Origin of the sequence: Saltatorellus ferox, from assembly GCA_007751475.1 — a bacterium.
In the GTDB taxonomy this organism is placed as follows: domain Bacteria; phylum Planctomycetota; class UBA1135; order UBA1135.
Map to the genome: position 1 here is coordinate 6,818,471 of CP036434.1, position 26,905 is coordinate 6,845,375.

The window sequence follows — 26,905 nt, forward strand, 5'->3', positions numbered from 1 at the left end:
CGTGGGCGTGGGCGATGATGGGGACTGCCGCGCCCGGCTACTCCGGACGGACCAGCGCCTTTCCGTACTTTCCAGCGGCCTGGCTCCAGCCGCCGGGGAGTTCGTTCAGGAAGGTATCGAGCAGGTCGCGGAACTCGGCTGCACGCGCCCGGCTCGAGGCGGGAAGGTCCGCGATCAGCTCTCGGCGACCCGCCCAGCGCAGCGCTCCGATGCTGTACCCCGCCAGGAACGAGCGCGGTGCACGGAACTCCAGCACCGGGCGATCATCGTGCATCGGTGGCGTCTCCCCCGCGTAGGCCCGCAGCGCGGCGTCGTCCGCTGCGAAGAGCGCCGCCATGCCTGAGGCGGATCGGATGCCCGCTTCGGCCAGCTCGGCGGCGAGCTTCGGGCTCAGCTTCGTTTGCACCAACGCGTCCGGACCCGGCAGCGTTCCGTTGGCGCCGACCAGCACGAGGTCATAGGCCGTGAGCCAGGCGCTCGTGCTCGGGAACGCGGCCGTCCACGACGCGATCACCGTCTTCACGTCCTCGTCCGAAAGCTGGTAGAGCGGCAGCCACTGGGACGCGATCCCACCCTCCGCCAGATGGCTCGCCATGTTGGCGAAATGCTCGACGCAGTAGAGGTCGCTGGAGCCCGCCGTCCACGGGTGGATCGGGTCCGAGGTGACGAGGTCGTAGCGCTTCTCCGAACGCGCGAGGTAGTGGCGGCCATCGGCGTGGATCACCGTCGTGCGCGGGTCGTCCAGAAGATGGCCGTTCCACTCCGCGAAGGGTCGAGCGCCTGCCTCGGGGATCACCGCGCTGATCTCGACGACCTCCAGGGACGTGAGCGTCGGCTCGGCGAGCAGCGTCCCCGCCGTCATGCCGGTTCCCATGCCGATGACGATCGCGGTGTGGACGTCGCCGTGGAGCCGGGCCGGGATCGCGGCCAGCAAGCGCTGGAGGCGGAGGTCGACGGCGCCCGATGTCGCGACGACCTTCCCGTTGACGCGCAGCGCGCGGACGTCCTCGCCGCTCTCATCCGAGTCGAAGACCGAGACCGTCGCGTGGGGTCCGTGGGCGAGCGTGCGCAGCGTTCCGTCCGTACTCACGTAGAGCGAGAGGAACCCGAAGACAGCGGTTCCGCCCAGGAAGTAGAGGACCGGCTGCGCGAGGCGCCGCGCACCCGCGAGCAGCGCGGCCGCGATCGGCAGCACCAGCGCGGCCACGAGCGCGTACCGCGGGCCGATGAGCGGAATCGCCACGAACCCGGCGCCGAGCGCTCCGAGGAGCGAGCCGAGGGTGTTCGCGCTGTAGACGATGCCGAGGACGCGCTCACGATCCGCCGGACCGCGGGTCGCGGCCACTGCGCCGATCGCCGAGGGCAGCGCGCGGCCGAAGAAGATCGCCGGGCCGAGGAGCGCGAGCGCCGCCCACGTCGCATGCCCGAGCCACAGCGTCACGAGGCTGGCGCCGCCGGGCATCCGATTGGCGAGTCCGCTGAAGAGATCCCCTTCGCCGAGCCGCAGTCGCAGGAGATAGAGGCCTGCGAGCGTCGCCACCGGAACCCAGAGCGCGGCTCGGGCGAACACCCGCGCGTGCGCGTCGCGGAGGCTCCTGCGGTTCTTGGCCTCCTCTGGAGCGATCGGCTCCAGCCAGCGGCTCCCGAGCCCGATGCCGATGAGGAAGACCGTGAGCACGATGGAGAACGCATAGATCGAAGCGCCCGTCACGTTGACGAGCACGCGCGTCAGAACGACCTCCAGCGCGAGCGCCGACGCCCCCATCAGAAGCGCCGCGATGGCGATCGGGTCGAGCCAGATGGAGCGTGCGGAGGCCTGCGGCTCCTCTTCGTTCCCAGGCGCCACGTCATCGTCGGCCGCCTTCAGCACCAACTTCGCGCCCACGGCCACCAGCAGCTCCAGGGTCGCCGCCGCGTAGAGCGCGCCGCTGAGGCCGAGCGCCGGCATCAGCAGGAACGGGCCGAGGAGCGCGCCGACGGCGGCGCCCACCGTGTTGGAACCGTAGAACTCCGAGGTCGCGGCCGCGGTCTCGCTGGACTGGCCGATGGTGAGCCTTCCCATCAGAGGAAAGGTCATCCCCATGAGCAGCGTGGGCCCAAGGAGCGCCAGCGCCGCGACGCCCGCGCGCGCGCCGAAACCGCCTACGGGCTCGATCATCGTCAGGAGGTGCGGACTGAAGGCTGCCCAGACCGCGAGCGCGACCTCGATGGTCACGAAGAGCCGCACCGGATGGCGAGTTCGCCGCGCGAGCCCGCCGCCGAGCCAGGCGCCGATCGCCATCCCCCCCATGAAGACGCCGAGCACGAGCGCCGTCCCGCTGGCGCCGCTGCCCAAAAGACGTGAGAGCAGCCGAGCCCAGACGGTCTGATAGACGAGCGCCGCCGCTCCCGAGCCGAAGAAGAGAACGTTGCTTGGTTTCATCGGTGAATCCGCCTTCAGCTTTGCGCGCGGGTCAAGGCCTTGTGGAGAGGGACCTGTAGAGATCGAGATGTGCCTCGGCTTCGGCGCCCACGTCGAGGCGATCGCGCCGAACCTCGAAGGCGCGCGCCGCGACCTCCTGGAGCTGCTCGGGATGCGCGCTGAGTTCCCGCAGGATCGACTCGAGATCCGAGTAGTCGTCGAAGAGCCACCCGGTCACACCGTCCTCCACGAGCGCCGTGTTCCCGACGACCCGGCGCGCGATCACGGGTAAGCGGGAGCACTGGGCCTCCAGCAGGATCTGCGGCTCCCCTTCGCTCTCGCTGGCGTTGAGCAGCGCGTCGCAGGCGGCCATGGCGGACGCCATGGACTCGTGCGGGATCTCCCCGATGTAGACGGCTCCGCCGAGAGCGCGGGCGCGCTCCCGGACCACCGCGGCGTAGTCGGCGTCCAGGACGGGCCCCGCGAGGACGAGGAGCCAGTCGTCGAGTGCCCCCCCCTGGGTCCCCTCCTGGGCTCCCCCCTGGGCTGCCCCCGCCCGTTCGAAGGCCTCCAGGGCGAAGAGCTGACCCTTGACCGGCCGGAGACCGCCCGCGAGGAGCAGGAGCCGGCGAGCCGCCAGCTCCGGCCCGCCGACGTGGGCCAGCGCCTCGCGGAGTTCGAAGGGCTCGTCGCCCGGCGCCTCGGGAAGCTCGACCGCCTGGGGAATGCGGACGACCCGCTGAGCGGGGACGATGGCGGCGAGCTGCTCGACCTGGCGCTCCGTCAGCGCCACGACGGCGTCGGCGGCCCGGAGGTTCTGACGGGCCGCCTCTGCCTCGGCGGCGGGGCCATTCAGGTCCGTGCCGGTGACGGTGACCACGAGCGGAACGCCGAAGGCCCGCGCCAGCTCTCCGCCGAGCCGCGCCGACTCCCCGGCGTGAAGCGCGTGGACCACCGTGGGCGTGAAGCCGAACAGGGCGAAGGCAGCCTCCCCGGCCGAGTGGGTCGACTGGACGTAGCGCACACCCGCCCCACGCGCCACGAACGCTGCCTCGAGCCGGCGGATCGCGACGGCGTTCCCCGCGCTGTCCTCGAGGGCGTACTTCCCGACAAAGAGCACTCGATGCTCATGGGATTCACTCCAGCGGCCCGATGATTCCTGATCCGACACATGCTCCGACACGGGGTGAAGGGTACGCGAGCGGACGCCCGCATGAAGACGAGGTGTGAAAATCCAGGGGAATCGACCGCTCGCCCGGGACTCGGCCCTGCTTCTCCTCCCCCGGCGCGTTACTCTTCGCCCCAGGCGCCTTGCCTGTCCCTTTTTCGGCGACGCGTCCCACGAACCATGCCCAGGCCATTCTCGTCTCTCTTCGAGAACCGCACCTTGCTGCGGGACTTCGTCGTACGCGATCTCAAGGCGCGCTACGTCGGTTCGAGCATGGGTTTCTTCTGGTCCGTGATCTTCCCGCTGATCAACCTCTGCGTCTTCACCTTCGTCTTCCGGATCATCCTGAAGACGCGCTGGAGCGACGAGCAGGGGGCTCTGGAGGTTGCGCTCGTGATGCTCGCGGGCATCATCGTCTGGACCGCGTTCGCCGAGTCGGTGTCACGCTGCACGAACTGCCTCGTCGACAACTCGAACCTTCTTCAGAAGGTCGTGTTTCCGGCCAGCGTGTTCCCGGCCTACATCACGACCTCGGCGATCCTCAACATGTGCATCGGCCTCCCCATCGTGCTCGCCGCGGTGGTGTGGTTCGGGTATCTGTCGCCGCCGACGGCGATGCTGGAGCGCCAGAACGAGTATGAGGCCGTGGGCGAGGCCTTCGAGCCGGTCCTGAACGAAGAGGGCGCGGTGGTGCTCACCTGGCCGCGGGTGTTCGTCTCGCTGGAGCGCGCCTGGCGCACGCCGACCACTTTCCAGCTGGAGTACGGCGGGACCGCCACCCGGGGCGTCGACTACCTCGCGCTCCACGACGAGGTCGTGCTGCCGCCGGGGTCCGCGCGGCTCTACATCCCCATCATCCCGCTGCGCGACGCGCTGAACGACGAGGGCGACGAGACGATCGAGATCCGCGTGACGGACTCCGGTGGCCGCGAGATGGTTCCGGGCAAGGACGCGGTCCTCATCACGCTCACGGAAAGCGCGCTCCCGCAGGCGGAGATCGACAAGGACACCGGCGCGCACGGGGCCACGGGCGTCTACACGAGCGCGGACTCCAGCCGCCACCACGCGCTGGCGCTGGGCCCCTCGCTCATCATGCTCCCGGTCCTGCTCGCCCTGCTCGCGCTCTACACCGTGGGCCTGAGCTCCTTCCTGGCGGCCTTCAACCTCTTCTGGCGCGACACGTTCCACCTCGTGGGCGTCGGCCTGACCGTCTGGATGTTCGCCACGCCGATCTTTTACCCGGCGCACATGGTTCAGAAGGCGGGGATGGGCTGGATCCTGAACTTGAACCCCATGTACTGGTTCGTCGAGATGTTCCGCGAGGTCACGCTCTTCGGGATCTGGCCAAGCCTCGGCTACCTCTTTCCGTTCGCCGCGGTGGCGGCCGTGACGTACTGGATCGGCCTGCGGTTCTTCAAGAAGCACGAGCCGAGCTTCCCAGACCTCCTGTAGCGGGAGACCCTCCCGTGGCGGCGGGGCTGGTATCCTCTGCGCCATGACGAGCGCCGGACGCCCCTACCTTTTGATCGACGACTTCCTGGACGAGGAGTCCTGGACGGACGTCTGGTCCATGCTCCAGTTCGCGGATCTCGCGCCCGTATCCCGCACCAAGGGGGCCTGGAAGCTCGACGATGGCGTGCCGCTCGGCAGCCAGGAGATCATCACGCCGCCGAGGACCGCCGAGCTCCTGCACGATCCCGAGCGGCCCGATCTCTTCCCGAGCGAGACCGCGCTCGATCACGTGCTCGCGGCGCTGCTCGCCGAGTCACCCGAGTTCGCGGATCTGATCGGCGACGCCTGGGCCCACGTCACGGCGCGCGCCTACGTGTACCCCCGGGGCTCGGCGCTGTCCTGGCACGGCGACGATCACGATCTCTACGCGGGCGCCTACATTTACTACGCGCATCCGCACTGGAACGCGCACTGGGGCGGCGAACTCTTGATCGCCGACATGCCCGAAGGACGCGACGCGCTCCCGATCATGGGGCACCGGTTCGACAACGAGGCGTACTCCGAGGCGCTGATGGAACTCGGCGTCGGCCACTACATCGCGCCCAGGCCGAACCGACTCGTGGTGCTCGGCGGCGCGCCGCACATGGTGACGCCCGTTCGGGCGGCGGCCGGTGATGCGGTGCGCGCTTCGGTCAGCGGCTTCTTCCTGAACCGCGCGATGTCGGGCGACGACGCACCGGAGAGCGAATGAAAGGGCCTAAGGAAGGAGACCACGGCGAGGCCGAGCTCCGTAACACGGCGCTGCTGCTCTCCTACGACGGACGGCCTTTCCACGGCTGGCAGCGGCTTCGCGACCAGGAGACCGTGCAAGGAACGCTGGAGGAAGCGATCGCCGAGGTGTTCGACGTGCCGTCCGTCGTCGCCGGCTCCGGCCGCACCGACCGCGGCGCACACGCGGTCGGACAGGTGGCGAGCACGAGGCTCCCGCTCGGTCTCCCGTCCGAGGAGGTCGTGCGTCAGCTCAACGAGTACCTGCAGGAAACCGTGGACGGCGCGATCATCGTCGAGAACGCGGCGAACGTTCCCGAGGACTTCCACGCGCTGCATTCGTGCACCGGCAAGACCTACCGCTACGCGATCTGGCTGAACGACGAGCTGCCTCCGGAGTACGAGCGGCGCGTATGGCACGTCCACGGGGATCTCGATCTCGGGGCGATGGCCGAGGCGGTGCCCCTCTTCGAAGGCGAGCATGACTTCGCGTCGTTCGCGTCGAAGTCGAACTTCGACCGGCAGGGCACGGTGCGCTGGCTCAGCCAGTCCTCGATGTTCAGCGAGGGCCCGGTCATCGAGATGGTCTTCACCGGCAACGGGTTCCTCTACAAGATGGTGCGCAACCTCGTGCGCGCGGTCGTGCGCGTCGGAGAGGGCCGGTCCAGCGTGGACGAACTCGCGTCGATCCTGAAGGCCAAGGACCGCCGGAAGGCGCCGGGGAGCGCGCCCGCGTCGGGGCTCTACCTCGACGAGGTCTACTACGCGCCCCCGGTGTTCCCCGACGAGGCGAGCCGCCGTTGAGCGCACCGGTCGAGTCCTACACGACGCTGGCCGAGCCGTTTCGGTACGAGCCCGACAAGATCAAGGGCTCGCGGTTCATCGCCTGCATCGCGCCTGCGGAGACCGAAGCCGAGGCGCAGGCTTTCCTGGAGTCCGTCCGCGCCGAGTTCGACGACGCGCGCCATGTGTGCTGGGCGTGGCGGCTGGGCGGCGCAGGGGAAGAGACGCGCTCGAACGACGACGGCGAGCCGAGCGGCTCCGCGGGGCGCCCGATCCTCCTGCAGCTCGAAGGCCACGGGGTCACGGATGTGATGGCGTGCGTCGTGCGCTACTTCGGCGGCGTGAAGCTTGGCGTCGGCGGACTCATGCGCGCCTACGGCGGAGCGGCGGGTCAGGCGCTGGACCGGGCGGAGCTGAAGGTGGTCGACGTGAAGGTCACGCTCGTCTGCACCCACGCGTACGGGGACTCAGGGGCGGTGAGCGGGGTGCTGGCAGCCTGGGAGCTCGGCGCAGAGAACGCCGACTACGGCGAAGAGGTCACCTTCTCGGTCCGCGTAGGCATCGGGCGAGTGGAAGAGTTCCAGGCGGCGATCCGGGAGGCGACCGCCGCGCGCGCGAGCGTCGAGGCCCCCGGAAAAGTACCGCCGCGAGGACGACCATGACCGAACCCGAACCCGAACGCGTGCTCGTGAGCGCCTGCCTGCTGGGTCGCGACTGCACCTACAAGGCGGGCAACAACCGCGACTCGATCCTCCTCCAGCGGCTCCGGGAAGAGGGCGCCGTCGCGGTCCCGTTCTGTCCGGAGGAACACGGTGGCCTGGGAACCCCGCGGCCCCCTGCGGACCTCACGGCCAGCGCCGCCGACGTCTTGGCGGGCCGCGGTCGAATCGTGACGGACGGCGGCGTGGACGTCACGGCGGAGTTCCTGGCGGGGGCGGAAGGGGCGCTGGCGCTCTGTCGGCGGGAAGGCCTTCGACGCGCCTTTCTGAAGGAGCGCTCCCCCTCCTGCGGATGCGCGGCCACCCACGTCAACGGAGAAGTGGTGCCCGGCCCGGGCGTCACGGCCCAGCTCCTGGGGGACGCCGGGATCGAGTGCGAGGGCGTCGAAGGCCGCCAGTAGCGGCCTGGCAATAGCGGCCTGGCAGCCAAGCCGCCGCCGGGTCCGACGGCGTCAGGGCCGGAAGCGCGCCGCGATCGCTCCCGAGAAGTTGGTCGAGGCGCCGAGCGGGCCGCCGATGTCCCGGTACCACGCCTGGAAGACCCACGTCGATCCGGCCTGCACGTGACTCAGCCCCGCGTTGAACGGGTGCGACTCCAGGTCCAGCGCGAAACTCATCGTTCCGCTGCCGCTCGCGACGCGCACGCCCGCGCGGAAGAGCGAGAGGCCGCCCGGATCCACGCAGCGCATCCCGTTGCCCGCGGGCACCGATGTGGCGCCTGGGCCGTAGAAAAGGATGCCGAGCGTGTAGGGCGCCGTGCCCGCGATGTTCAGCACGAGATCGTTGCGGGACAGGATCGTCGATCCAGCGGGGGTCATCGACGCGCCGGGGCCTGCCACGTTGGGCATACCGTCACAGATCGCCAGAAGCGAGTCGGCGGGCGCCACGCGGTAGATCTCTCCGTCCACGTAGTCGGCGATCAGGAGTTCACCCTGACCATCGATGCCGAAGGTCACGGGCAGCGTGAGGTTTGCGCCCGAGGGATAGACCGTCACCCCGTGCTCGATCACGTTCACGGAGCCCGCACCGTCGGAGCGCGCGGACCAGATCCTGTGGGAACAGAAGTCCGTGAAGACGAAGGCTCCGTTCAGATCGGGGACGCTGGTACTCTCCGCCACACGGCCGCCGGTGATGGAACAACCCATTCCGTGGTTGTACTCGAAGACCGGCGCCGTGAACGTGGGCTCGGTGCAGTCGGGGTGCACGGCGCAGCCGTCTCCCGTGAAACACGTGGACCCCTCGACGGCGGGCCAGCCGAAGTTGAGGCCAGCGCCACCCGCGGGGATGTAGTCGACCTCCTCACGCTGGACCTCACCCACGTCGGCGATCCAAAGATCGCCGTTGGACGAATCCACGCACCACTTCCACGGATGCCGGAGCCCGTAGTGCAGGATCTCGGGCCTCACGCCCGCCATGCCGATGAAGGGATTGTCGGCCGGGATCGTGTAGGGCAGTGCGCCCGAGACGTCGATGCGGATCATCGTGCCGAGGAGGTTGGAACGGTCCTGCGCGCGGCACATGGGATCACCGCCGGGCTTGCCGTCCCCGATGCCGAGGAGCAAACGTCCCTCGGGATCGAAGCCGATGTGTCCACCGCCATGGCTCTTGCCGTCCTGGGGCACGCGCAGGACCTCCACCAGTGACGCTGGGTCGAGGCGATCCTCGTTGCCCACCATGGTGGTCATGCGAACGAGCACTCCGTCGACGCCGTCGGTTCCGTTCTCGGCGTCGTACCAGAGAAAAACGTGGCCCGACGCCGGGTGGTCCGGCGCGAAGGCGAAGGATCGAAGCCCCGTGTCCCCGTTCACCGCGACCCGCGCGGAGAGGTCCGCGAAGGGCAGGCCGAGGGGCGTTCCGTCGACCACGATCTTCACGCGCCCGTTGCGCTCGGCGACGAAGAAGCGACTATCGCCGGGCCGGGACTGGATATCCACCGGTTGGACGATGCCAGCCGACGGGACCACCACGCGCTCGAGGGCAATGGGCTGCTGAGCGAGGAAGCAGAGTGGAAGGGAGAGTAGCATGGGCGAATTCCGGGCCCGAGGAGTCGAGCAAAGCGGCGCGCGAAGACCCTCCGCGCAGGGGCACAGGTATCGCGAATGGCCCTGAAAAGAAACCGACGGTGCGTTAAGTTCCGCTTCACGTCAGTCGCCGGACCGACGGGCTTCCCATCCCGAGACAAAACCCGGCGCCCGGGGCTGCAAGTACCGCCCCGGGCGCCGGCTTGGCCACTCCCCTCAGGTGGAGAGCGGCGCGGGGATACGCCTCACTGAAAGGTGAGCGTCACCGCGTCCGAGAAGTTCGACGTGGGGACGCCCATCCCGTTCGTATCGCGGTACCAGTACTGCCAGTTGAACGTGTCCCCTGATATCGCCGTCACGAAGACCGTTCCCGTGGCGTTGCTCAGCTCGATGGACGTGATATCCGGGCTGAACGTGACCATCCCGATCGCTCCACTGTTCTGGGGCGTCGAGCTGAATCGTCCGATCTCCGGGCTCCCGATGCAGAGCGTTCCCTCGCTGCCGCCGGGCTGAACGATCACGATCGTGTCCTGCGAGACGATGAAGAATCCCGTGGACATGAGCGGAAGGTCCGTCACGTCGAACACCAGGTGGTTGTCCGTGGCGATGTCGCTGCCCGTCGTGCAGACGCGAGCGCCGGGGGTGACGCTGTTCGGCTCTCCGAAGCACAGGAGCTCGCCTATCGTCGCCGGGCCCACCTTGGCGGAGAGGTCATAGGTGTTCACGCCTCCGGCGAAGTGATCCACGCGCACCACGACGTCGAGCGGTCCGGCCGTAGCGTTCGTGAAGGCAGCGTGCTCGTTGTCCGTCGTCGAGAAGCCCGTCGAGACGGAGACGCCGGGGCAGCCAGCGCTGACGTCGTAGATCACGAGATCGATGTCGGCGATGGCGTCCTCGAAGAGGATGTCGACGGTCAGCGAGTCGCCTGCGGCCAGGGTGTAGGCGTACCAATCGCTGTCCTCGCCGCCCTCGGAGCCGCAGAACGGCCGGACGACCAGATCGCGGGTGATGCCGATCGGCAAGGGGCCCGCGGTCAGGCAGCTATCGTTGTCCTCCAGGATGTCGTCACCGGGAACGAGGCCCTCCGTGACGGAGAGATCGTATTCGTTGCAGATCGAGCTGAAGTTCAGCACCTGGACGTAGACATCCATGGGCATCGACGAGCCGCAGTTGAACACGATCACCGACTCCTGGTCGATGACGCCTGTGCTCGAGTCGAGTTCCGTCCCTGCGCCGTCGAAGACGAAGAGGTCGAGATCGGACGTTGCATCGACGAAGTCGATGACGAACGTGGCCGAGGTATCCGCCGGGATGGTGTAGACGAACCAGTCGTCCTCGGCGTCGCTGATCAGGCCGCCGTAGGTGTCGAGGCCGATGGCCGCGGCCGAGGCGAGATCGTCGTTCTCCTCGAAGCGGTCGTCACCGACGCCGCAGCCGATGCAGTCGCCTGCGAGGTCGCTGCTCGCGACGAGGTAGAAGGACGAGAAGGGGTTCGCGGGGTAGCCGCCGAAGAAGAGGCAGCTCTCCATTCCGCCGGCGCCCATCTGGGCGAACAGGTCCGCGGTGTCGAGCCCCGTCCCCGTCGCGATGTTGCCGCTGAAGAACGTTCCGTCGCCTTCGAGGCTGTTCGCTGGATCCCCGGCGAGGAGCGGGCCCGCCGCCGTGGCGTCGGCCGGATCCACGATGCGGAACGACCAGCCGAAGCGGTCCGAGTCACCGTCCGAGTAGCCGTCGCCGCCGTCCGCGCGGAGACAGGCGGGCATCGCGGAGAGGTCGAGGTTGACCAGCACGGACTGCGAGCTGCCGGTCAGCGAGCCCGGCAGTCCCGAGACGACGTAGGTGGCCACCGGGGCGTCCGTCGCGCCGAGCGTACCGCAGGTCGCGAAGCTCTCGTAGAGCGAGACCTCCACGGTCATGCCCGCGCCACCGAGGCTCGGGTCCGTGGCGTTGGTGCTGTAGCCGATCTGAAGGCTCGTGATCGTGTAGCTGTCTTGCGTGCCGAGGATGTCGGTCGACGTGCGGCCCGGCAGACGGCCCTCGTCGATGATCCTGCGGCCGTCGATCGTGTCGTAGAAGAACCCGCTCGGCGAGTCGTTGACGTAGACAGGAGCGCTGAAGCTGCGCGACGAGGCGGTGGAGAGAGTCTGCGTCGCGACGTCGAGGATCCCGGCGAAGCGAACCCGGGCGTCCGCGGGGACGGGGCGGTCAGATGCGGGCACCTGCGCGGCAGCGGAGGCCGTGGCCACGCACGCCGAGAGGGCGTAGAGAGAGAGACGATTCATGGCAGGATGTGAAAGGCACCACAGGGGGTGCGGGTGCGAGTTGTGGCTTCCGTTGCCATCAACGGCGATGGGCAAAGCAAAACCACGCTAGCGCCAATCCGGGGAGCCGCCAGTCCTCTCGGGCCCCTGCGCCCCAAAGGGAGATTCCTTTTGAGTTGCGGGGCCCGAATTGGTCTCGTAGCGCGGTGCGCCTCGCCCAGATCACGCTCCTTCTCGCCACGGGCGTCGGCCTTGCGGCGTGCGAGGTCACCCCGCCGGTCCGGGTCCTGAGGCCCACCCGCGGGCTCTTCCAGGAGATTCGGGAAGCGGTCGGCACCGACGCGCTGTTCGGTGAACGTACGGGACTGACCTACGCGGGGGTCCGCGTCTACCCGGGCCCGGACGACGGGACCGGCGCGATGGGGGAGGGCGTCGAGCGGCCGCTCACGCTGTCGTTGAAGCCGACGGGCGCCTTCCTGCTTTCCGTTGGCACCGAGGAAGCAGCGGCGGCCCAGGGGTTCGACGGCCGCGCGGCCTGGACGCTCGATCCGCGGGGCGTCTCACGCGAACTCGGCCTGGGCGCTCGCGAGTACCTGCTGGCCGACGGCTGGCTCCGCACGTTCCTCTGGCTCACCCCGGGCGACGAACGCTTCACGATCACCCCGGTCGAACCCACGGGAGGCGCCACCACGATCGAGCTGCGGCTGGAGCGTGTGGGCGAACCGCTGGAAGCCACGCTCGTCGTCGACGCCGCGTCGCGGAGACCGCTGTCGTATTCGATGACGAGGAACGCCCGCGTGCGCGAGGTAAGGTTCGCCGACTGGCGGGTCGAGGACGGCGTCTGGTTCCCCCACGAGATGACGGAAACGGTGGACGGTTCGATCGTTCACGTCGACCGCTTCGCGCGTCGAACGCGGGGGACGCCGAGGACCTTCGGCACACCACGAAGTCTTCCCACGGACACGTCGTTCGACGAGACGGCCGCCGGCGGTCGCGGGAAGCCCGTGGAAGCGCGCGTGGATCAGGGGGGCCGCTTCTACGTCCGCGCAAGGATCGACGATCACGAGGAGGCCTGGATGCTCCTCGACACCGGCTTCAGCTCGCACGCCATCCACGTCGAGCTGGCTGAAACCCTCGAGCTCGCGACGGGTAGCGTCGCCCAGCTGCAGGGCGTCAGCGGAGGCGGCGCCGGGCGCTGGACGGAGGCGACGACGCTGGCGGTCGGCCCGTTGACCCAGTCCAGGCCGAGGCTCGTCACCGTCGACACCAGCTTCCTCTCCGCCCGCGCGGGCTTCGAGGTCGCCGGGATTCTCGGAGCCCCCCTCTTCGAGCGCGCCGTCGTCACCCTGGACGAGCCGCGAGGCCGCGTCACCCTCCATGATCCGCGGGGCTTCGAGCGCCGAGGGCTGCGCTGGGTCCCGCTCCAGCAGGACGGATCTTCGCCGTGCATCGGAGGCCAGCTCACGAAGGAAGGGAGAGTGAGCCGAACCCTGTGGTTCAGGATCGACACCGGTTCCGACGACACGATCACCATCGCGGAGTGGGCGTCCCGCGAGTTCGACCTCGTCGGCGACCGAGCCCAGCTCCGTGCGACGCGGCTCGAAGGCGCCTTCGGGACCGTTCTCGGCTGGCGCAGCACGCTGGAAGCGATCGTCCTCGGGAACCCCACTCCTGCGTCCGCGGGCGGCAGTATTGCTCCGGGGGATGAGGCCAGCCTCATCCTCCAGCGCCCCGAGGTGACGCTCCTCCGAAGCAGCGCCCCCGGCCCCCTGAGCGACCCGTGGATCGCGGGGAACCTGGGCACGCGTGGCCTCCGCGGGTGCAGCGTCGTGCTCGACGTCTCGGCGGGCCGCATCGCTTTCCAGTAGCCGCAGAGGAAGCGCTGTCCATGGTCGCCCGGGGCGAGCCCAAGTCGTACCCTTGCCGGCTACCGTCCCCGGTAGCCCCGTTCTGACTCTCCGCGTGAACATCCTCTTCCTCGCCCAGCGCGTCCCCTATCCTCCGAATCGCGGCGACAAGATCTCCACCTGGCGGATCTGCGAGCGATTTTCACGGGAGCACGACCTCACGATCGTCGCCTTCGCCCACGACCAGGCGGACCTGGACGCGGCCAGGGTGCTGAACGAGGAGAAGGGAATCCGCACGATCGCGATCCCCCACAACGAGCGGTCGCAGAAGATCCGGTCGCTGCCGCTGCTGCTGACGAACAAGCCGCTCACGCTCGGGGTCTTCAGCTCGAAGGAACTGGAGCGCCAGGTGAACGAGCTCCTTCCGAAAATGGACCTCGGCTACGCGTTCTCGTCGTCCATGGGTGCCTTCCTGACGGGCAAGGGCGTCCCCTGGGTGATGCACTTCGCCGAACTCGACTCCGACAAGTGGCGCCAGTACGCGGACAAGCACCGCTTCCCCATGAGCGTGGTGTACCGCCGCGAATGGAAGACGCTGCGCGCGTTCGAGAGCAAGATCTCCCACGAGACGATCACCAACGTGTTCTGCACGCCGCTGGAAGAGGACATCTTCCAGAAGGAGATCCCGGGCTGCCCCTCGACCGTGATGCGGAACGGCGTCGCGCTGGATCACTACCAGCCGAGCCCCGACGCTGCCGAGGATGGACACCTCGTCTTCATCGGAGTGATGGACTACTTCCCCAACGTCGACGGGTGCGTGTGGTTTGCGAACGAGATCTTCCCGCTCATTCGCAGGGAGGTTCCGCACGCGCGCTTCACGATCGTGGGCTCGAAGCCGACGGCCGAGGTCCTCGCGCTGGGCTCCCGCGACGCGATCGAGGTCACCGGCTTCGTCGATGATCCGCGCGAGTACCTGAAGAAGGCGGCGGTGAGCGTGGCTCCCCTGCGGGTCGCCCGCGGCATCCAGAACAAGGTCCTGGAAGCGCTCGCCATGGGGCTGCCCACGGTGGGAACGACGAGCGCCACGCAGGGCGTCGAAGGCACGCCAGGGCAGGACTTCCTGGTCGCTGACACGGCCGAGGCCTTTGCGGCCAGGGTCGTGGAACTCCTGAAGGACCCGGCACGCGCGCGCGCGCTCGGCGACCGGGGACGCGAGTTCGTCGAGGGGACCTACGACTGGGAAACGTGCCTCAGGCCGCTGGACGACATGATCGACCGGGTCCGCACGCTCAAGAAGCCCGTCGGCTGAGCTTGTTCGAGATCAGCGAGAGCAGACCGCCAAGCATCACGTAGCCGATCACGACCTCGCACATGACGATCGCCTGGGCGGCGAGGGTCGCCGGGACGGCATCGCCGAATCCGAGGGTCGTCAGGGTCACGACGCTGAAGTAGAGCGGCGAGAGCGCGGTCTCGTGGTGACCGTAGTCGATGCCGACCTGGGTGTAGGCAAAAGCGAAGAGGGCGGCGAGCACGCCGCTGCAGATCCCCCATCGAGTCACGCTGCGCCCGCAGTCGCTCGTGAGCCACCAGAGTCGATACGTCCACTCATAGGCTGGGCCCTGGCTGCGGTACTCGGTGAGGAAGTTCTGGTCCTCGATGAAGTCGTGTACGAAGCAGGCACCGCGGCGGTCGAGCGCGGCGGCGTCCACACCGAGCCAGCTGGCGCGGCGGAAACCGGCGACGCGGGAGAGGCGTGCGCCCGAGAGGTCCGCGTCGTCGAACCGAGCGTGATGGACCGTGACTTCGGCGAGGTCCGCTCTGGAGAGATCGGCGCGGCGCAGATCGGCCCCGGTGAGATCCGCCTCGTTCCAGCGCGTCGCCTGGAGGCGGGCGACGGCGAAAACGGTTCCCCGAACGCTCGCGCCGACGAACTCCACCTCGTCCATGAAGGCCGCCGTGGCATCGGCGTCGACGAGCTGGGCGCCAGAGAACCGCGCATGGGAGAAGTGCCCGCGTCGGAGCGAGGCCCCTGACAGGCGGGCGCGGCTGAAGTCAGCGCTCTCCGCGTGAACGTCGTCGAGAATCGCCCCGGTCAGATCGGCCTCGACGAAGATCGCGTCCGCGAGGTGCGCCCCGGTGAAATCGACGCCCCGGAGGTCGCAGCCGGAGAAATCGTAGCCGGCCAGGTCCGCGCGGACGTGGTGGATCGGTCCGGCGGCCTGGGCCCCGTCGCCCATCGAGATCGGCCCTCGGGGATGATCTGCGGTGGCCCCCGCGGAAGCGAGCTGGGAATCGAGCGGAGTCACCATCGGTAGGGAGTAGGAATCGACCCGAGGGATCACCCTCCTTGACCCCACTGCCCGTAACCGACCACAGCCGCCCGCCGTTCTCAAAGCGTGAACGGCCATTCAGAACCACCACCTTCCCCCCACGCGACGGCCTGGCAGGTCGCCTGGCCCGCGCTGCTCTTCTGGGCCCTCTCGGCCGCCCTGGGCACGTGGGCCCGCCTCTCCCACGCGCGCTGCGTCTCCGGAGAGGACCCCGGGTACCTCCTCTGGAGCGCAACCGAGCATACAAGCCGCTCTGCACTGGCCTTGACCCTGGTGATCTGGGCTATAATGCCGGGCTCGAGCGGGCCCACCGGCGGCGCCGCCCAATACGACTAGAAATTCAGGCTGGCGTTCTCCGTCCAGCCCCTGAGGAGCCTGATGGCGAAGACAAAGGACGCGAACTCGAAGATCCTGAATGGCCCGCGCGACACGAAGCGATTCGGACGTGCACTGATCGTCGACCTCGCCTCGCCCCAGCTCGGGCTCGTCGTCGAACGGGGCAGCTCGCTGCCCCGTGCATCGGTCGTGGTGACGACGTGCGCGCGCGAGATCATCGCGCTCTCGAAGGAGGGCATCAAGGTCGAGACGATCATCGTGGTGGGCAGCGACGCGGACCCCGCGACGCACCCCGACCTGCGTGAGATCACCGAGAACCTGCGCGCGCTGCGAGACAAGTGGTTCTCGCGCTCGCGTCTTCTCGTCTTCTCGAAGACGCGCGATATGAGCTCCTACGAGCTGCGCTCGACGCTGGCGATGTACAACGCCGTGCACCTCGAGTTCGACTGGGGCACGGCCAAGAACTGGACCGCGGCCACGGGCGAGAAAGGCCCGGACTTCGCCAAGTTCGTCACCGACTGCCACCACTTCGACCACCTCGTGCTGGAGACCGCGCTCTACAAGGCGCCCTTCGACAACACCACCGACGCCGAGATCAAGGCGATGAGCGAGAAGCTCGCCGAGATCAAGCCCCAGGAGGTCATCGTGATGTGCGGCGGCGGCTCCGCAGCCGACGCGAAGGGCGTGAAGTACGCGACCAAGCCCCAGCGTGACAAGATCGTCGAGAAGCTCGCGGAAGCGACCGGCATCTCGGTGCACCCCGACGAATTCGAAGAGCTCCTCACGGCGTGAGCGAGCCCATCGCCTCGCTGTCGACCGTCACGAAGTCCTTCGGGGACTTCGTGGCCGTCGATGACCTGAGCCTCGACGTGAGGCCCGGCGAGGTGCTCGGCCTCGTCGGCCCGAACGGGGCGGGCAAGACGACCACGGTGCGGATGCTCTGCGGTCTCCTCCCCCCAACCTCCGGAACCGTTTCGATCGCCGGGCACTCGGTGACCGACGAGCCCATGGCCGCGCGGCGCGCGCTGGGCTACGTGCCGGACGGAGCGCCGATGTACCCGAACCTTTCGCCGCGCCAGCACCTGATGCTGGTGGGCCGCCTCCACGGCCTGACGGACGCCGAGGCGAAGGCCGAGGGCGAGCGCCTGATGGGCCACCTCGACCTCGGCGACCGTATCGACGATCCCGTGGGCACGTTCTCGCGCGGCATGCGCCAGAAGACGGCCCTCGCCTGCGCCATCCTCCCCCGCCCGACGCTCCTCGTCCTGGACGAACCCCTGAGCGGCCTCGACGCGCCGAGCGCCTCGATGCTCAAAGCCGTCCTGCGCGGCTGGGCCGACCGCGGCGGCGCGGTCCTCTACACCTCGCACCTGCTCGACGTGGTCGAGCGCGTCTGCGACCGCGTGGCGGTCCTTGCGAAGTCGAAGCTGGTGACCGTTGGCGCCCTGAGCGACCTGCGCGCCAAGTCCGGCTCGGATGGAACGCTGGAAGAGGTGTTCCGCGCCCTGACTGCGACGGAAGATCCTGAAGCGAAGGCAAAAGCGCTGCTGGGTTAGCCGGCCGGAAGCCCGATCCATCACCCCGGCTGATCGGGGCGCTTCGAACGACTTGCGGTGTCCGCGCTGCCCGGTGAGCTTACCCTCCCTGTCATGGATGCAATGCTTGCCGACGTGGTCCGCTGGGCACAGCACGGGATCGCGCTCTTTCTCCTGGGCTTCCCGCTCTTGGTCGTCTTTCGAAGACGGGCGCACTGGCTTCGGCGACTGCCGCTTCGGCTGCTGCACGCCGCTCTCTACGCGTGGGTCGCTGGCAACGCGTGCCTGGGGTACCTTTCGACGCTGTCCGTCCTGGAGTGGGAACTACGCGATCGTGCCGCCGGGACGGAGAGTTCCTGGTTCGACGTGCCCGTGTCGGACCCGGTGGCGGCAGCCGCGAAACTCCTCGGCAACACGGCGCTCGTGCCTGCCTTCCTCATCCCGTTCGGCCTGTTCATCCTCGCGACGTTCTGGATGGTGCGTCCGTCGGGTGGGACCGACTCGGAGCGTGGATGAGGGCTTCCGGACGAGGGCCCTGCTTGTGATAGTCTGGGAATCGTGAGCCGAACGTCTCTCTCCTCCGGTCCCGCCCGCTGGGTACTTCTGGTCGTGGCCTCGGCGGCGTTCCTGGCGCTCTTCCCCCTCGTGGAGCGCCGGACACAGCGGCTGAGCTGGGCGCTGAGCCTTGCTCGCGCCGACGAGGCCATCGCTCGGCTCGAGGTCCAGAGCTATGAACGCCCTGCGCTCTGGGGGAAACTCGAAGAAGGATCTGCTTTCGAAGCGTACGAGGAAGCTCTGGCGCTTCTGCTGGGTACTGAAGCGGCGGAGCGTAAGCGCCGGAGCGGCGAGATCATTGCCATGTTCGACCTGGCCGCCGTCACAGGGGTCACTCCCGCCATGGCTGAGTTCATGGCGGATCCACGGACCCAGGCAAGCCTCGCTGCACTTCGCAGGGGTGCGCATTGTCGCGACGCACGGCCGGACATCGATTGGCGAGGGCTCATCGGTGACCGCCGTGGCTTCGGTGGAGAGTTCGCGCTCATGATGGTGGCGCATGGTGAGGCACGGATCGCCGCTGCCAACGGCGACCCGGTGGCGGCAGCGCGCTGGATTCTGGACGCGGGACAGCTCGGCCTCGACCGCGCGCGCATCCCCCACACCTCCGACCGTTCAGCGGGGCTCAACGTCGTGCGCCATGCCCTTCATGGTCTTGCCGATGGGCCTGCCACCCGCGTCGATCTCGGCGAGGAAGGAAAGGGCGTTTGGATCGCGGGCATCGACGAGGCCATACGCCAGATCGACGCCTTCCCGCCCCTCACGGACGGTCTGTATGTGGTCATGATCGCTCGCGGCCTCGCCATCGCCGAAGATCTCGATCCAGGCAACCTGGACCGAGGAGGCGGCTCCTCCGAACTCGTCTCCGTGACGGCCACGGTCCGGCGGGCGATCGAGGAGATCGAGGCGGCCTCCGCCATCTCTCGTGGCCACGGCGAGCGCGCCAATGCGAGTCTCCGCCAGAAGTTCCTGCGAAGTGATTCAGGTGCGGCTTCCGTCGTCATGGAAATCCAGCACGCGGAGGCAGAGTGCGACGAAGTACGCGGCGTCCTGGCCGACGTGAAGGCGGACCTCGAACGGTAGCTAGGGGCCGAACGGCTGCTCTGTTACCGTTTCCCACATGAAAGTCGCCGACTCCGTCCGTCGCCTTCTCGGGATCGCTGCCTGCGTTCTGATCGCAGCGTGCCATTCCGCCGCCGCGCCGGGAAGGGAAGCCGTGGAGGGCGGCGCGGATCCGCAGCAGAGGCTCGGCAAGCTCATCGATGATCTGTACGTCGCGTTCAGCTTCGACGCAGAAGGCGGCCCCGACGAGGCGTTTCTGCGAAGTGTGTTCGCCGACGGCGCCACGTTCGTCTCGCCGCCGTCCAGCGGGGAGAGTCCGAAGGGCGTCGGCGCGGATGCGTTTCTCGCCGACTTCCAGGCGTTCATCGACGGATCTCCGCTGGCCGCCACGGGCTACCACGAGCGGGTGATCTCGGAGTCGGTGGACCTGTACGGTTCCATCGCCCATGCCTGGGTCACCTTCGAAGCGTTCGTGCCCGGCGAGGACCCGGATCGGCGCGGCGTCGACAGCCTTCAGTTCGTCCTGGACGGCGGCGAATGGAAGCTGGTCTCCTTCACGACGCAGTACGAATCCGACTCGTTCCCGATCCCGCGCCGGTTCCTGCCACGAACGAAACTTCCGCCCCCCCCACGGCACTCGCCCTCTCGGTGGCCGGACCCGGCGGGTCGCGCGAGGCTCAACCGTGTCGCTCCGAGGTAGGCGCTTGCCCCTCGGCGTACGCACTTTGGCGTAGCCTTATGCGTCTTTGGGCGAAGGTCACCCGCCGCCCTGACCTCCGATCATCTCGCGGGCGATGGGACGGCAGTGCTACGCTACCAGGCCCGAGCGGTCCACGACCCCGACGCATTCCATGCCAGCACCCCAAAGCTCCCGCGCCTCCGCGCTCCCTTCGTTCGCCTTCGCGCAGAACCTCACGATCACGCTGAACCTCGCCATCACCGTGAGCCTCGCGCTGACGGCTTGTGGCGGTGACGGCTCCGCTCCCGCAAGCACGACCGAGTGGCACTCGATCGAGCGCGGCAAGCTGAGCCAGCCCCAGACGGCGCTCCTCGGGCGCTTCGAAGCCGCACGCAACGAACTCGCTTCGTCCCTCTTCTCGGAGCTCACTGGCGCCATCCAGGCGAGCGGCCACGCCGAGGCGATTTCTGTCTGCCAGGAGCGCGCGCCCGCCATCGCCAAGGCCGTCAGCACCAAGAACGACCTGCGGATCGGACGGACTGCGGCGCGGCTCCGCAACCCGAGCAACGCGGCTCCCACGTGGGCCGCCGACCGCCTCGCCTCCGAGCCCGACGAGTACCTCTTCGCCCGGGGCGACGGCGAACTCCGCGCCCTGTTCCCGATCCTGATCGCGCCCGCGTGCCTCGCGTGTCACGGCAAGGAAGACGATCTGGGCGAAGGGGTCGCCGAAGCCCTGTCGATACGGTACTCGGCGGACCAGGCCACCGGATTCTCCGCCGGTGACCTCCGGGGCTGGTTCTGGGTCGAGAACGACGCGAACTGACCGCTTACCGCTCGCGTACAACCCCTCCGGTTCCCCCATCACGATGCCCGAGTCCGACGAAGAGCCCTTACCCGGCGGCTGGTCCACCAAGCTGGTCGCTGTCTTCCTTTCGGGGCCACTTCCGGCGCTCATCATGGTGGGCGCGCTCATCGCGGGCTTCATCGCCCTGTCGATGACGCCCAGGGAAGAGGAGCCGCAGATCGTCGTGCCCCTTGCGGACGTTCACGTGTCCGCACCGGGCCTGTCCGCAGCGCAGGTCGAGCGACAGGTCGCGGCGCGCCTGGAGAAGGTGCTCAGCCAGATCGACGGCGTCGAGTACGTGTACTCACAGTCCTGGGCCGGCGGCGCGACCGTGACCGCACGCTTCTTCGTCGGCGAGGACCGCGAGGACAGCCTCGTCAAGCTCTACGACCAGGTCGAGTCCAACATCGACCTCATCACCCCGGAGATCGCGTCGTGGATCGTCAAGCCGATCGAGATCGATGACGTCCCGATCGTGATCGCGTCGCTGTGGAGCGACTCGCCCGAGCTTTACGGCCACGGCGAGCTGCGCCGGATCGCCGAGGAGTTCGAGTATCGCCTCCAGGCGGTCGAGGGATCGAATCAGGTCAGCGTGGTCGGCGGCTGGCCGCGCGAGGTGCGGGTCGAGCTCGATCCCGAGGTCCTGGCGGCTCGCCGGACGTCTCCCCTGGACGTGGTGAACGCTCTCCAGGCCGCGAGCTATCGCGTGGACGCGGGATCGATCGAAGCCGCGGACGACGTCGTGATCGTCGAGGCCGGCGGCTTCCTGCGGAACGCCGACGAAGTGCGCTCCCTCGTGATCAACGTGGTGGACGGGATCCCCGTGAATCTCGGCGACGTGGCCGAGGTCATCGACGGGCCCGAGGAAGCGACCGACCTGACCTGGATAGGATTCAGCGAGGCATCGAAGCCAGAGGACGCCACGACGGGTGTGCTGTATCCGGCGGTCCACCTCACGATCGCCAAGAAGGCGGGCACGAACGCAGTGGCGGTCGCGGCGCGCGCGCGCGGGATTCTGAGCGAGCTGGAGCGCGACGTGCTCCCCGGCGAGGTCCACATCGAGGTGATCCGCGACCAGGGACACACCGCGAAGGAGAAGGTCGACGAACTCGTGGAGGCCCTCGGCGTCGCGATGCTGACGGTCGTGCTGATGCTCGGCGTCATCCTCGGCTGGCGCGCGGCCTTCGTCATCGCGCTCGCGATCCCGGTCTGCTACGGCGCGACGCTGCTCATCAACATGCTCGCCGGCTACACGATCAACCGCGTGACGCTGTTCGCGCTGATCCTGGCGCTCGGCCTTTTGATCGACGATCCGATCACCGACGTCGAGAACATCGAGCGCTACTTCCGCAAGGGCAAGGACACCGCGCGCCGCTCGGTGCTGAAGGCGGTGGCCGAGGTTCGGCCGGCTCTCATCACGTCGACCGTCACCATCATCCTGAGCTTCATCCCGCTCGTGTTCATCACGGGGATGATGGGCCCGTACATGGCGCCCATGGCGCTGAACGTGCCGCTCACGGTCACGATCAGCACGGTGATCGCCTTCTGCGTCACGCCGTTCCTCGCGCTCAAGTTCCTGCGGGGCATCCACGAGAAGGCTTCGTTGACCGGCGCCGACGCGACCGAAGAGGACGAGGCCGCCGGCGTCGAGAAGACGATCCGCTATCGGGTCTACAACGGCCTCCTGCGCCCGATGCTGCGCAGCCGGGCGCTGACCTGGGCGTTCCTCGGCTTCGTCGGGCTGCTGTTCGTGGGCTCGCTGATCCTCCCGATGCTGCGCGTGGTGCCGCTGAAGATGCTGCCCTACGACAACAAGGGAGAGTTCCAGCTGGTCGTCGATCTGCCCGAGGGCTCGACCCTGGAGCGCACCGACGGCGTCGTGCGCGAACTCGCCGCGCATCTGCTGCGCGTCCCCGAGGTCGTGAGCGTGGCGTCCTTCGCGGGCGTTCCGTCCCCCATGGACTTCAACGGCCTCGTGCGCCATGACTACCTGCGCCTCGCGCCGCACCTCGGCGACCTGCGCGTCCAGCTCATGCACAAGACCGAGCGCGAGCAGCAGTCCCACGAAATCACGCTCCGGCTCCGCGACGAGCTGACGGCGCTGGCGGAGGGCCTGGGCGCCACGCTGAAGATCGTCGAGATCCCGCCCGGTCCGCCGGTGCTCTCCACCATCACCGCCGAGATTCGCGGGGAGCCGACGGTGCCCTACTCGGACATGGAGGCGGCTGGCCTCGCGCTGGCCGAGCGCCTGCGCCGCGAGCCCGGCGTCGTCGACGTGGATACGACCGTGGGTGCGCCGCAGCGGCGTCAGATCCACCGCGTCGACAGCGAAAAGGCCGCGCTCTCGGGCATCTCCACGGTCGACGTGGCCCGGACGATCGCGCTCGCGGTCCAGGGCGTGCACGCGGCGAGCCTGGAGGACCACGACGACACGAACCCGCCACCCGTGAGGGTGACTTTGCCCCGCGAGCTGCGCGGCGATCCGGCCACGCTCGGGACGCTGCAGGTCGCTGGCCGGGCCGGCATCGTGAAGGAGCGCGACGGCGGGCTCCTGCGCGACGCGCCGCAGCCGCTGGTCGCGCTGGGCGAGCTCGTCACCGTCGAAGAGAGCGATCGCGTCTCGACGATTCACCACAAGAACCTGGAGCGGATCGTCTACGTCACGGCCGAGATCGCCGGAAGGCCGCCGGCGGACATCGTCCTCGATGTCGGCGCGGATCAGCGCGCGCCGAGCGATGCCACGGGCATCGGCGGCGGCATGATCCCTGTCGAAAGCCGCACGTTCCTCTCCCCTGGCGGCAACGACCTGTGGGAGCTGCCCGCAGGCACCTCCGCGGGCTGGTCCGGCGAGGGCGAATGGAAGATCACGCTCGACATCTTCCGCGACCTCGGCATCGCCTTCGGCGCGGCGAACCTCGCGATCTTCCTGGTGCTCCTTCTCCAGACCGGCTCGATCCTCGTCACCCTGGTGCTGATGGCCGCGATCCCGCTCACGATGATCGGCATCATGCCCGGCTTCTGGCTCCTCGGTCTCTTCTCCGAGTCCGTCGGCGGCTACCCGAACCCGACCTACTTCACGGCGACGGCGATGATCGGGATGATCGCGCTGTCGGGCATCGTGGTCCGGAACTCCCTCGTGCTCGTTCAGTTCGTCGAACAGGCGCGCGGCGAAGGGCTTCCCCTGGAAGAAGCGCTCGTTCAGTCCGGCGCGATCCGCGTTCGACCGATTCTCTTGACGGCAGGGACGACCTTCCTCGGGAACATCGTGATCACCCTCGACCCCGTCTTCTCCGGCCTCGCCTGGGCCATCATCTTTGGAATCGCCGCGTCGACGCTCTTCAGCCTGCTCGTGGTTCCGCTGATCTACAACCTCATCGCCAAGGACGACAAGGTGACCGCATGACCAAGAAACGACGCTTGCCCGCGTGGCTCCCCAAGGCCGTCGTGGCCGTCCTGGCGATGGGAGCGCTCGTCGCCATCCTGCTGGTGCTGGCGGGCACCTTCACGGACAAGGTGGAGCCCGCGGAAACCGCCGCGCGTGCGCCCTTCGAGATCGGTCCGAACCAGGCCGCGCTCCTGACCGCCTGGAGCACGGACCCCATCGTCGAGCGCTTCCCGGGCACGGTCCAGGCGACGCGTGACGCCATCGTCTCGCCGCGCATCACGGCCCAGGTGCTGGCGATCGAGTGCCGCCCGGGCGACAGCGTCCAGGCGGGCGATGTCCTCGTCCGGCTCGATGCGCGTGACCTCGCTCTCCAGGATTCAGAGGCCCAGGACGCGCTCGCCGCGGCCGAGGCCAGCGCCCGGGACGCGGAGACCGCGCTCCGCAGGCTAAAGACGATCGGCGAGTCCAGGACCGGAGCGATCTCGGAGAGGGAACTGGAGGTCGCGGAAGCCCGCGTCAAGACGACCACCGCCGAGGTGGAAGGCGCCCGTAGCCGGGTCGAAGGCGCGAAGGTCGCGCTCGGCTTCGCGCTCCTCGAAGCTCCGTTCGACGGCATCGTCGCGGACAAATTCCTGGAGACCGGCGACACGGCGACGGTCGGCATGCCGATCGTGCGCCTCTACGATCCGCGGCAGATGCGGCTCGAGACCTTCGTGCGTGAGTCCCTCGCCGTCACGCTGGAGCCGGGGAGCGAGGTGCGCGTCGAGCTCTCCTCCCTGAACCGAACGGTCGTCGGCCTCGTGGAGGAGATCGTGCCGCTGGCGGAGCCGGGCTCACGCTCCCTTCTCGTGAAGGTCGGCCTCTCCAGCAACGACCGACTGTATCCGGGCATCTTCGGACGACTGCTGCTCCCGTCGGGCGAGCGCCAGTCGATCCGCATCCCCGCAGGCGCGGTCGAGACGCTGGGCCAGCTTCGCTACGTCACGCTGACGGACGGCGGCCGGCGGATGGTGACGATCGGCGAAGAGGCCGATGGCACGGTGGAGATCCGCAGCGGCCTGACCGCAGGCGAATCGATCGTCGCGCCCGCTCCCTGAGAACCCGAGCCATTCTTGCTCAGGGGCTCAGGCGGTGAGTGGGGGCCGCAGCGCGCCGCTCCAGAGACCCCACAGCTGGCCGGCTCCCGTGCCCTCACCGGGACGCGAGCGCAACGTCCGCCCAGAGCACGTCGCGCCCCACGCCCGCCAAGGCACCGCTCCCGAAGAAGACGCGATTCCCGAGCTCGGGTGAGCCGGCGTTGGACGTCAGGTCGATGTCGCTCGCGACCCGGATGCCGTCGATGAAGAGGTCGCACAGCGGCGAGCCCTGGGCGCCCACGAGCCCGAGGCTATGGAATGCGTCCGCGGACCCGGGACCCAGGACCACCGGGGCCACAGGGTCGCCCCATAGCGCGATGCGCAGTGCGTCCGCGCCCACGCGATCGACCACGAACCCGTTCATGCTCCCCGGGCCGCTCGGTACCCCCCAGCCAGGGTCCACGGGAGCGGCGACCGACCAGAGGGCCATGCCACCTCCGGTGGCCACCTTGGCCGTGGCTCGAAAGGACCAGCCATTGTCGAACATCCCGCGCAGGTCGACCGATGTCAACGGGCGCTGGTAGCCGGGATCCGCGACCTGGGAGTCATCCAGAATTCGCCAGGCGGGTACGCCGCCCTCGATGGTGCCCGCGAGCAGGACTCCTGGGAGTGCGTCGCTCTCGGAGAAGCCCGAGGCCTCGGGACTCTCGACGTCCATCGCTGCGACGGGACGGAAGAGATCGGCGCGATAGCGAGCCACGGGAAAAGGAGCGGGTGCTCCGAGGAACGCGTCGGCGAAGCGGCGGCCGATGGTCAGCTTGGCCTCTCGGCCAAAGTGGAGGTTGTCGATCTTCAGAGGCAGGTCGGCGGTGCGGACGAACGTCGCCGAAGGCATCCCTGCCGCCACCGCCATCTGCCCCAGCGTCGTGCGCTCCCGCGTGGCGTTCGCGGTGCTGCCGGCGATCTCACCGACGACCAGGCGCATCGGGTGCGCCGTACCGGGGTACTGAGCCTCGATGTGATTCTCGAGTTCGAAGGCTAGCCGCCCGAGGCGGTCGCCGGCGATCGCGGCTTCCGCTGGACCATTGCTCTCGCCCTGAAGATAGGCGAGGCCTCGCACGCGGAAGGTGAGCCCGCCGCTGCTGAGCCCCAGGAGCGCCTCGTCGACCGTATCGCGCAAGTGGCCCCACATATGGCCCGAGTCGGGAGCCAGGTCGAAGGCCGTCTTGTCCCAGAACGTATTGCCACCGCCACCTCGACAGCACTTGATGATCAGCACCCGACCACGACCAGGGGCACCCTCCCACAGTCCGCGGGCCAATCCGTGCTCGAGTCCCCAGAAGAATCGGTTGGCTCCCCCATCCCCCTGCTGCATCCGGAGGGACAGGGCCACCGACCCCGAATCCCCGTAGAGCTGCGGCGGGTAGCTCGTGTTGGTCGTCCTCACGTTGGACCAGAAAAGGCCGGTCAGTAAATCCGCTGGATGACTGCCCGGTCCGTATTCCGCAGGCGACCCTCCTTCGTTGTTCGTGGTGCCCAGGGCGTTGCTCTGGCCGGTGAGGAGGTAGACCTCCACGTCCGGCCGGATCCCTGGCACGGCATCATGAAGGCTCCCGAGCACGGGGGTGGAAACGGCCTGGAGGGTGACGGCTGTAACGAGGGCGAGCAACATCGTGAGCCACG

At 68.6% G+C, this 26,905-nt stretch carries 22 protein-coding genes; 16 read left to right on the forward strand and 6 right to left on the reverse strand.

Translation table 11 applies throughout. The features are described 5' to 3' along the window. Nucleotides 1–37 precede the first annotated feature (37 nt). A complete protein-coding gene (locus Poly30_RS24670) occupies nt 38–2,422 on the reverse strand; it encodes a fused MFS/spermidine synthase (protein ID WP_145203935.1) in 2,385 nt (794 codons plus the stop codon). A 31-nt stretch (nt 2,423–2,453) separates the two neighbouring features. Beyond that, complete coding sequence (locus Poly30_RS24675; RefSeq protein WP_419190627.1) at nt 2,454–3,584, reverse strand: glycosyltransferase family 4 protein; 1,131 nt, start codon at nt 3,582–3,584, stop codon at nt 2,454–2,456. 165 nt (nt 3,585–3,749) lie between these two features. Between Poly30_RS24675 and Poly30_RS24680 the strand changes: the two genes are divergently transcribed. From Poly30_RS24680 to Poly30_RS24700, 5 genes are read left to right on the forward strand one after another with little or no spacing between them, the layout of a single operon-like run. Further along, on the forward strand, nt 3,750–5,021 hold the full coding sequence (locus Poly30_RS24680; RefSeq protein ID WP_419190628.1) for an ABC transporter permease: 1,272 nt from the start codon (nt 3,750–3,752) through the stop codon (nt 5,019–5,021). A gap of 43 nt (nt 5,022–5,064) precedes the next feature. After that, entirely contained in the window at nt 5,065–5,772 is a 708-nt protein-coding gene (locus Poly30_RS24685) for a 2OG-Fe(II) oxygenase (protein ID WP_145203943.1), read from the forward strand. Further along, nucleotides 5,769–6,593, forward strand: coding sequence for a tRNA pseudouridine(38-40) synthase TruA (gene truA, locus Poly30_RS24690; protein ID WP_145203946.1), 825 nt, complete (start codon nt 5,769–5,771; stop codon nt 6,591–6,593). The genes Poly30_RS24685 and truA overlap by 4 nt, the downstream gene beginning before the upstream one ends. Next, nucleotides 6,590–7,234: an IMPACT family protein gene (locus Poly30_RS24695; RefSeq protein ID WP_145203949.1), complete on the forward strand. Its 645-nt coding sequence runs from the start codon at nt 6,590–6,592 to the stop codon at nt 7,232–7,234. Before truA ends, Poly30_RS24695 begins: the two co-directional genes overlap by 4 nt. Beyond that, nucleotides 7,231–7,692: a 2-thiouracil desulfurase family protein gene (locus tag Poly30_RS24700; RefSeq protein ID WP_145203952.1), complete on the forward strand. Its 462-nt coding sequence runs from the start codon at nt 7,231–7,233 to the stop codon at nt 7,690–7,692. The genes Poly30_RS24695 and Poly30_RS24700 overlap by 4 nt, the downstream gene beginning before the upstream one ends. A 51-nt stretch (nt 7,693–7,743) precedes the next feature. Here the strand turns inward: Poly30_RS24700 and Poly30_RS24705 are convergent, their stop codons facing one another. Together Poly30_RS24705 and Poly30_RS24710 are read right to left on the reverse strand one after the other, a co-directional pair. After that, nucleotides 7,744–9,315 carry a PQQ-dependent sugar dehydrogenase gene (locus Poly30_RS24705; RefSeq protein ID WP_145203955.1) on the reverse strand — a complete coding sequence of 524 codons (1,572 nt, stop codon included), beginning with the start codon at nt 9,313–9,315 and terminating at the stop codon, nt 7,744–7,746. Between the two features lie 242 nt (nt 9,316–9,557). Further along, nucleotides 9,558–11,594, reverse strand: a complete 2,037-nt coding sequence (locus Poly30_RS24710; protein WP_145203958.1) for a hypothetical protein — start codon at nt 11,592–11,594, stop codon at nt 9,558–9,560. Nucleotides 11,595–11,779: 185 nt separating this feature from the next. Here Poly30_RS24710 and Poly30_RS24715 point away from each other — a divergent pair, with 185 nt between their 5' ends. Further along, nucleotides 11,780–13,441 carry an aspartyl protease family protein gene (locus Poly30_RS24715; protein WP_419190629.1) on the forward strand — a complete coding sequence of 554 codons (1,662 nt, stop codon included), beginning with the start codon at nt 11,780–11,782 and terminating at the stop codon, nt 13,439–13,441. A gap of 94 nt (nt 13,442–13,535) precedes the next feature. Next, nucleotides 13,536–14,729: a TIGR03087 family PEP-CTERM/XrtA system glycosyltransferase gene (locus tag Poly30_RS24720; RefSeq protein ID WP_419190630.1), complete on the forward strand. Its 1,194-nt coding sequence runs from the start codon at nt 13,536–13,538 to the stop codon at nt 14,727–14,729. On the opposite strand, the gene Poly30_RS24725 is transcribed toward Poly30_RS24720, so the two are convergent. Next, a complete protein-coding gene (locus Poly30_RS24725; protein ID WP_419190631.1) occupies nt 14,710–15,729 on the reverse strand; it encodes a pentapeptide repeat-containing protein in 1,020 nt (339 codons plus the stop codon). The two genes, Poly30_RS24720 and Poly30_RS24725, sit on opposite strands and share 20 nt — an antisense overlap. An 87-nt stretch (nt 15,730–15,816) precedes the next feature. Between Poly30_RS24725 and Poly30_RS24730 the strand changes: the two genes are divergently transcribed. From Poly30_RS24730 to Poly30_RS24770, 9 genes are all read left to right on the forward strand, one after another. Then, entirely contained in the window at nt 15,817–16,086 is a 270-nt protein-coding gene (locus tag Poly30_RS24730; protein ID WP_145203970.1) for a hypothetical protein, read from the forward strand. A 42-nt stretch (nt 16,087–16,128) separates the two neighbouring features. Continuing rightward, the gene (locus tag Poly30_RS24735) at nt 16,129–16,878 is read left to right on the forward strand and encodes a hypothetical protein (RefSeq protein WP_145203972.1); all 750 of its coding nucleotides are present in this window, start codon (nt 16,129–16,131) and stop codon (nt 16,876–16,878) included. Further along, the gene (locus Poly30_RS24740; RefSeq protein ID WP_419190632.1) at nt 16,875–17,642 is read left to right on the forward strand and encodes an ABC transporter ATP-binding protein; all 768 of its coding nucleotides are present in this window, start codon (nt 16,875–16,877) and stop codon (nt 17,640–17,642) included. Before Poly30_RS24735 ends, Poly30_RS24740 begins: the two co-directional genes overlap by 4 nt. 93 nt (nt 17,643–17,735) lie before the next feature. After that, nucleotides 17,736–18,137, forward strand: a complete 402-nt coding sequence (locus tag Poly30_RS24745) for a hypothetical protein (RefSeq protein ID WP_145203978.1) — start codon at nt 17,736–17,738, stop codon at nt 18,135–18,137. Nucleotides 18,138–18,179: 42 nt separating this feature from the next. Further along, the gene (locus tag Poly30_RS24750; protein WP_145203981.1) at nt 18,180–19,259 is read left to right on the forward strand and encodes a hypothetical protein; all 1,080 of its coding nucleotides are present in this window, start codon (nt 18,180–18,182) and stop codon (nt 19,257–19,259) included. Nucleotides 19,260–19,296: 37 nt separating this feature from the next. Then, nucleotides 19,297–19,938, forward strand: coding sequence for a nuclear transport factor 2 family protein (locus Poly30_RS24755; protein ID WP_145203984.1), 642 nt, complete (start codon nt 19,297–19,299; stop codon nt 19,936–19,938). Between the two features lie 151 nt (nt 19,939–20,089). Next, nucleotides 20,090–20,740 (forward strand): c-type heme family protein, encoded by a 651-nt coding sequence (locus tag Poly30_RS24760; protein WP_419190633.1) that lies wholly within the window; start codon nt 20,090–20,092, stop codon nt 20,738–20,740. Nucleotides 20,741–20,783: 43 nt separating this feature from the next. Beyond that, on the forward strand, nt 20,784–24,164 hold the full coding sequence (locus Poly30_RS24765) for an efflux RND transporter permease subunit (RefSeq protein ID WP_145203990.1): 3,381 nt from the start codon (nt 20,784–20,786) through the stop codon (nt 24,162–24,164). Further along, a complete protein-coding gene (locus Poly30_RS24770; protein ID WP_145203993.1) occupies nt 24,161–25,243 on the forward strand; it encodes an efflux RND transporter periplasmic adaptor subunit in 1,083 nt (360 codons plus the stop codon). Before Poly30_RS24765 ends, Poly30_RS24770 begins: the two co-directional genes overlap by 4 nt. Nucleotides 25,244–25,337: 94 nt before the next feature. On the opposite strand, the gene Poly30_RS24775 is transcribed toward Poly30_RS24770, so the two are convergent. After that, nucleotides 25,338–26,894 (reverse strand): sialate O-acetylesterase, encoded by a 1,557-nt coding sequence (locus Poly30_RS24775; protein ID WP_145203996.1) that lies wholly within the window; start codon nt 26,892–26,894, stop codon nt 25,338–25,340. Nucleotides 26,895–26,905 lie beyond the last annotated feature (11 nt).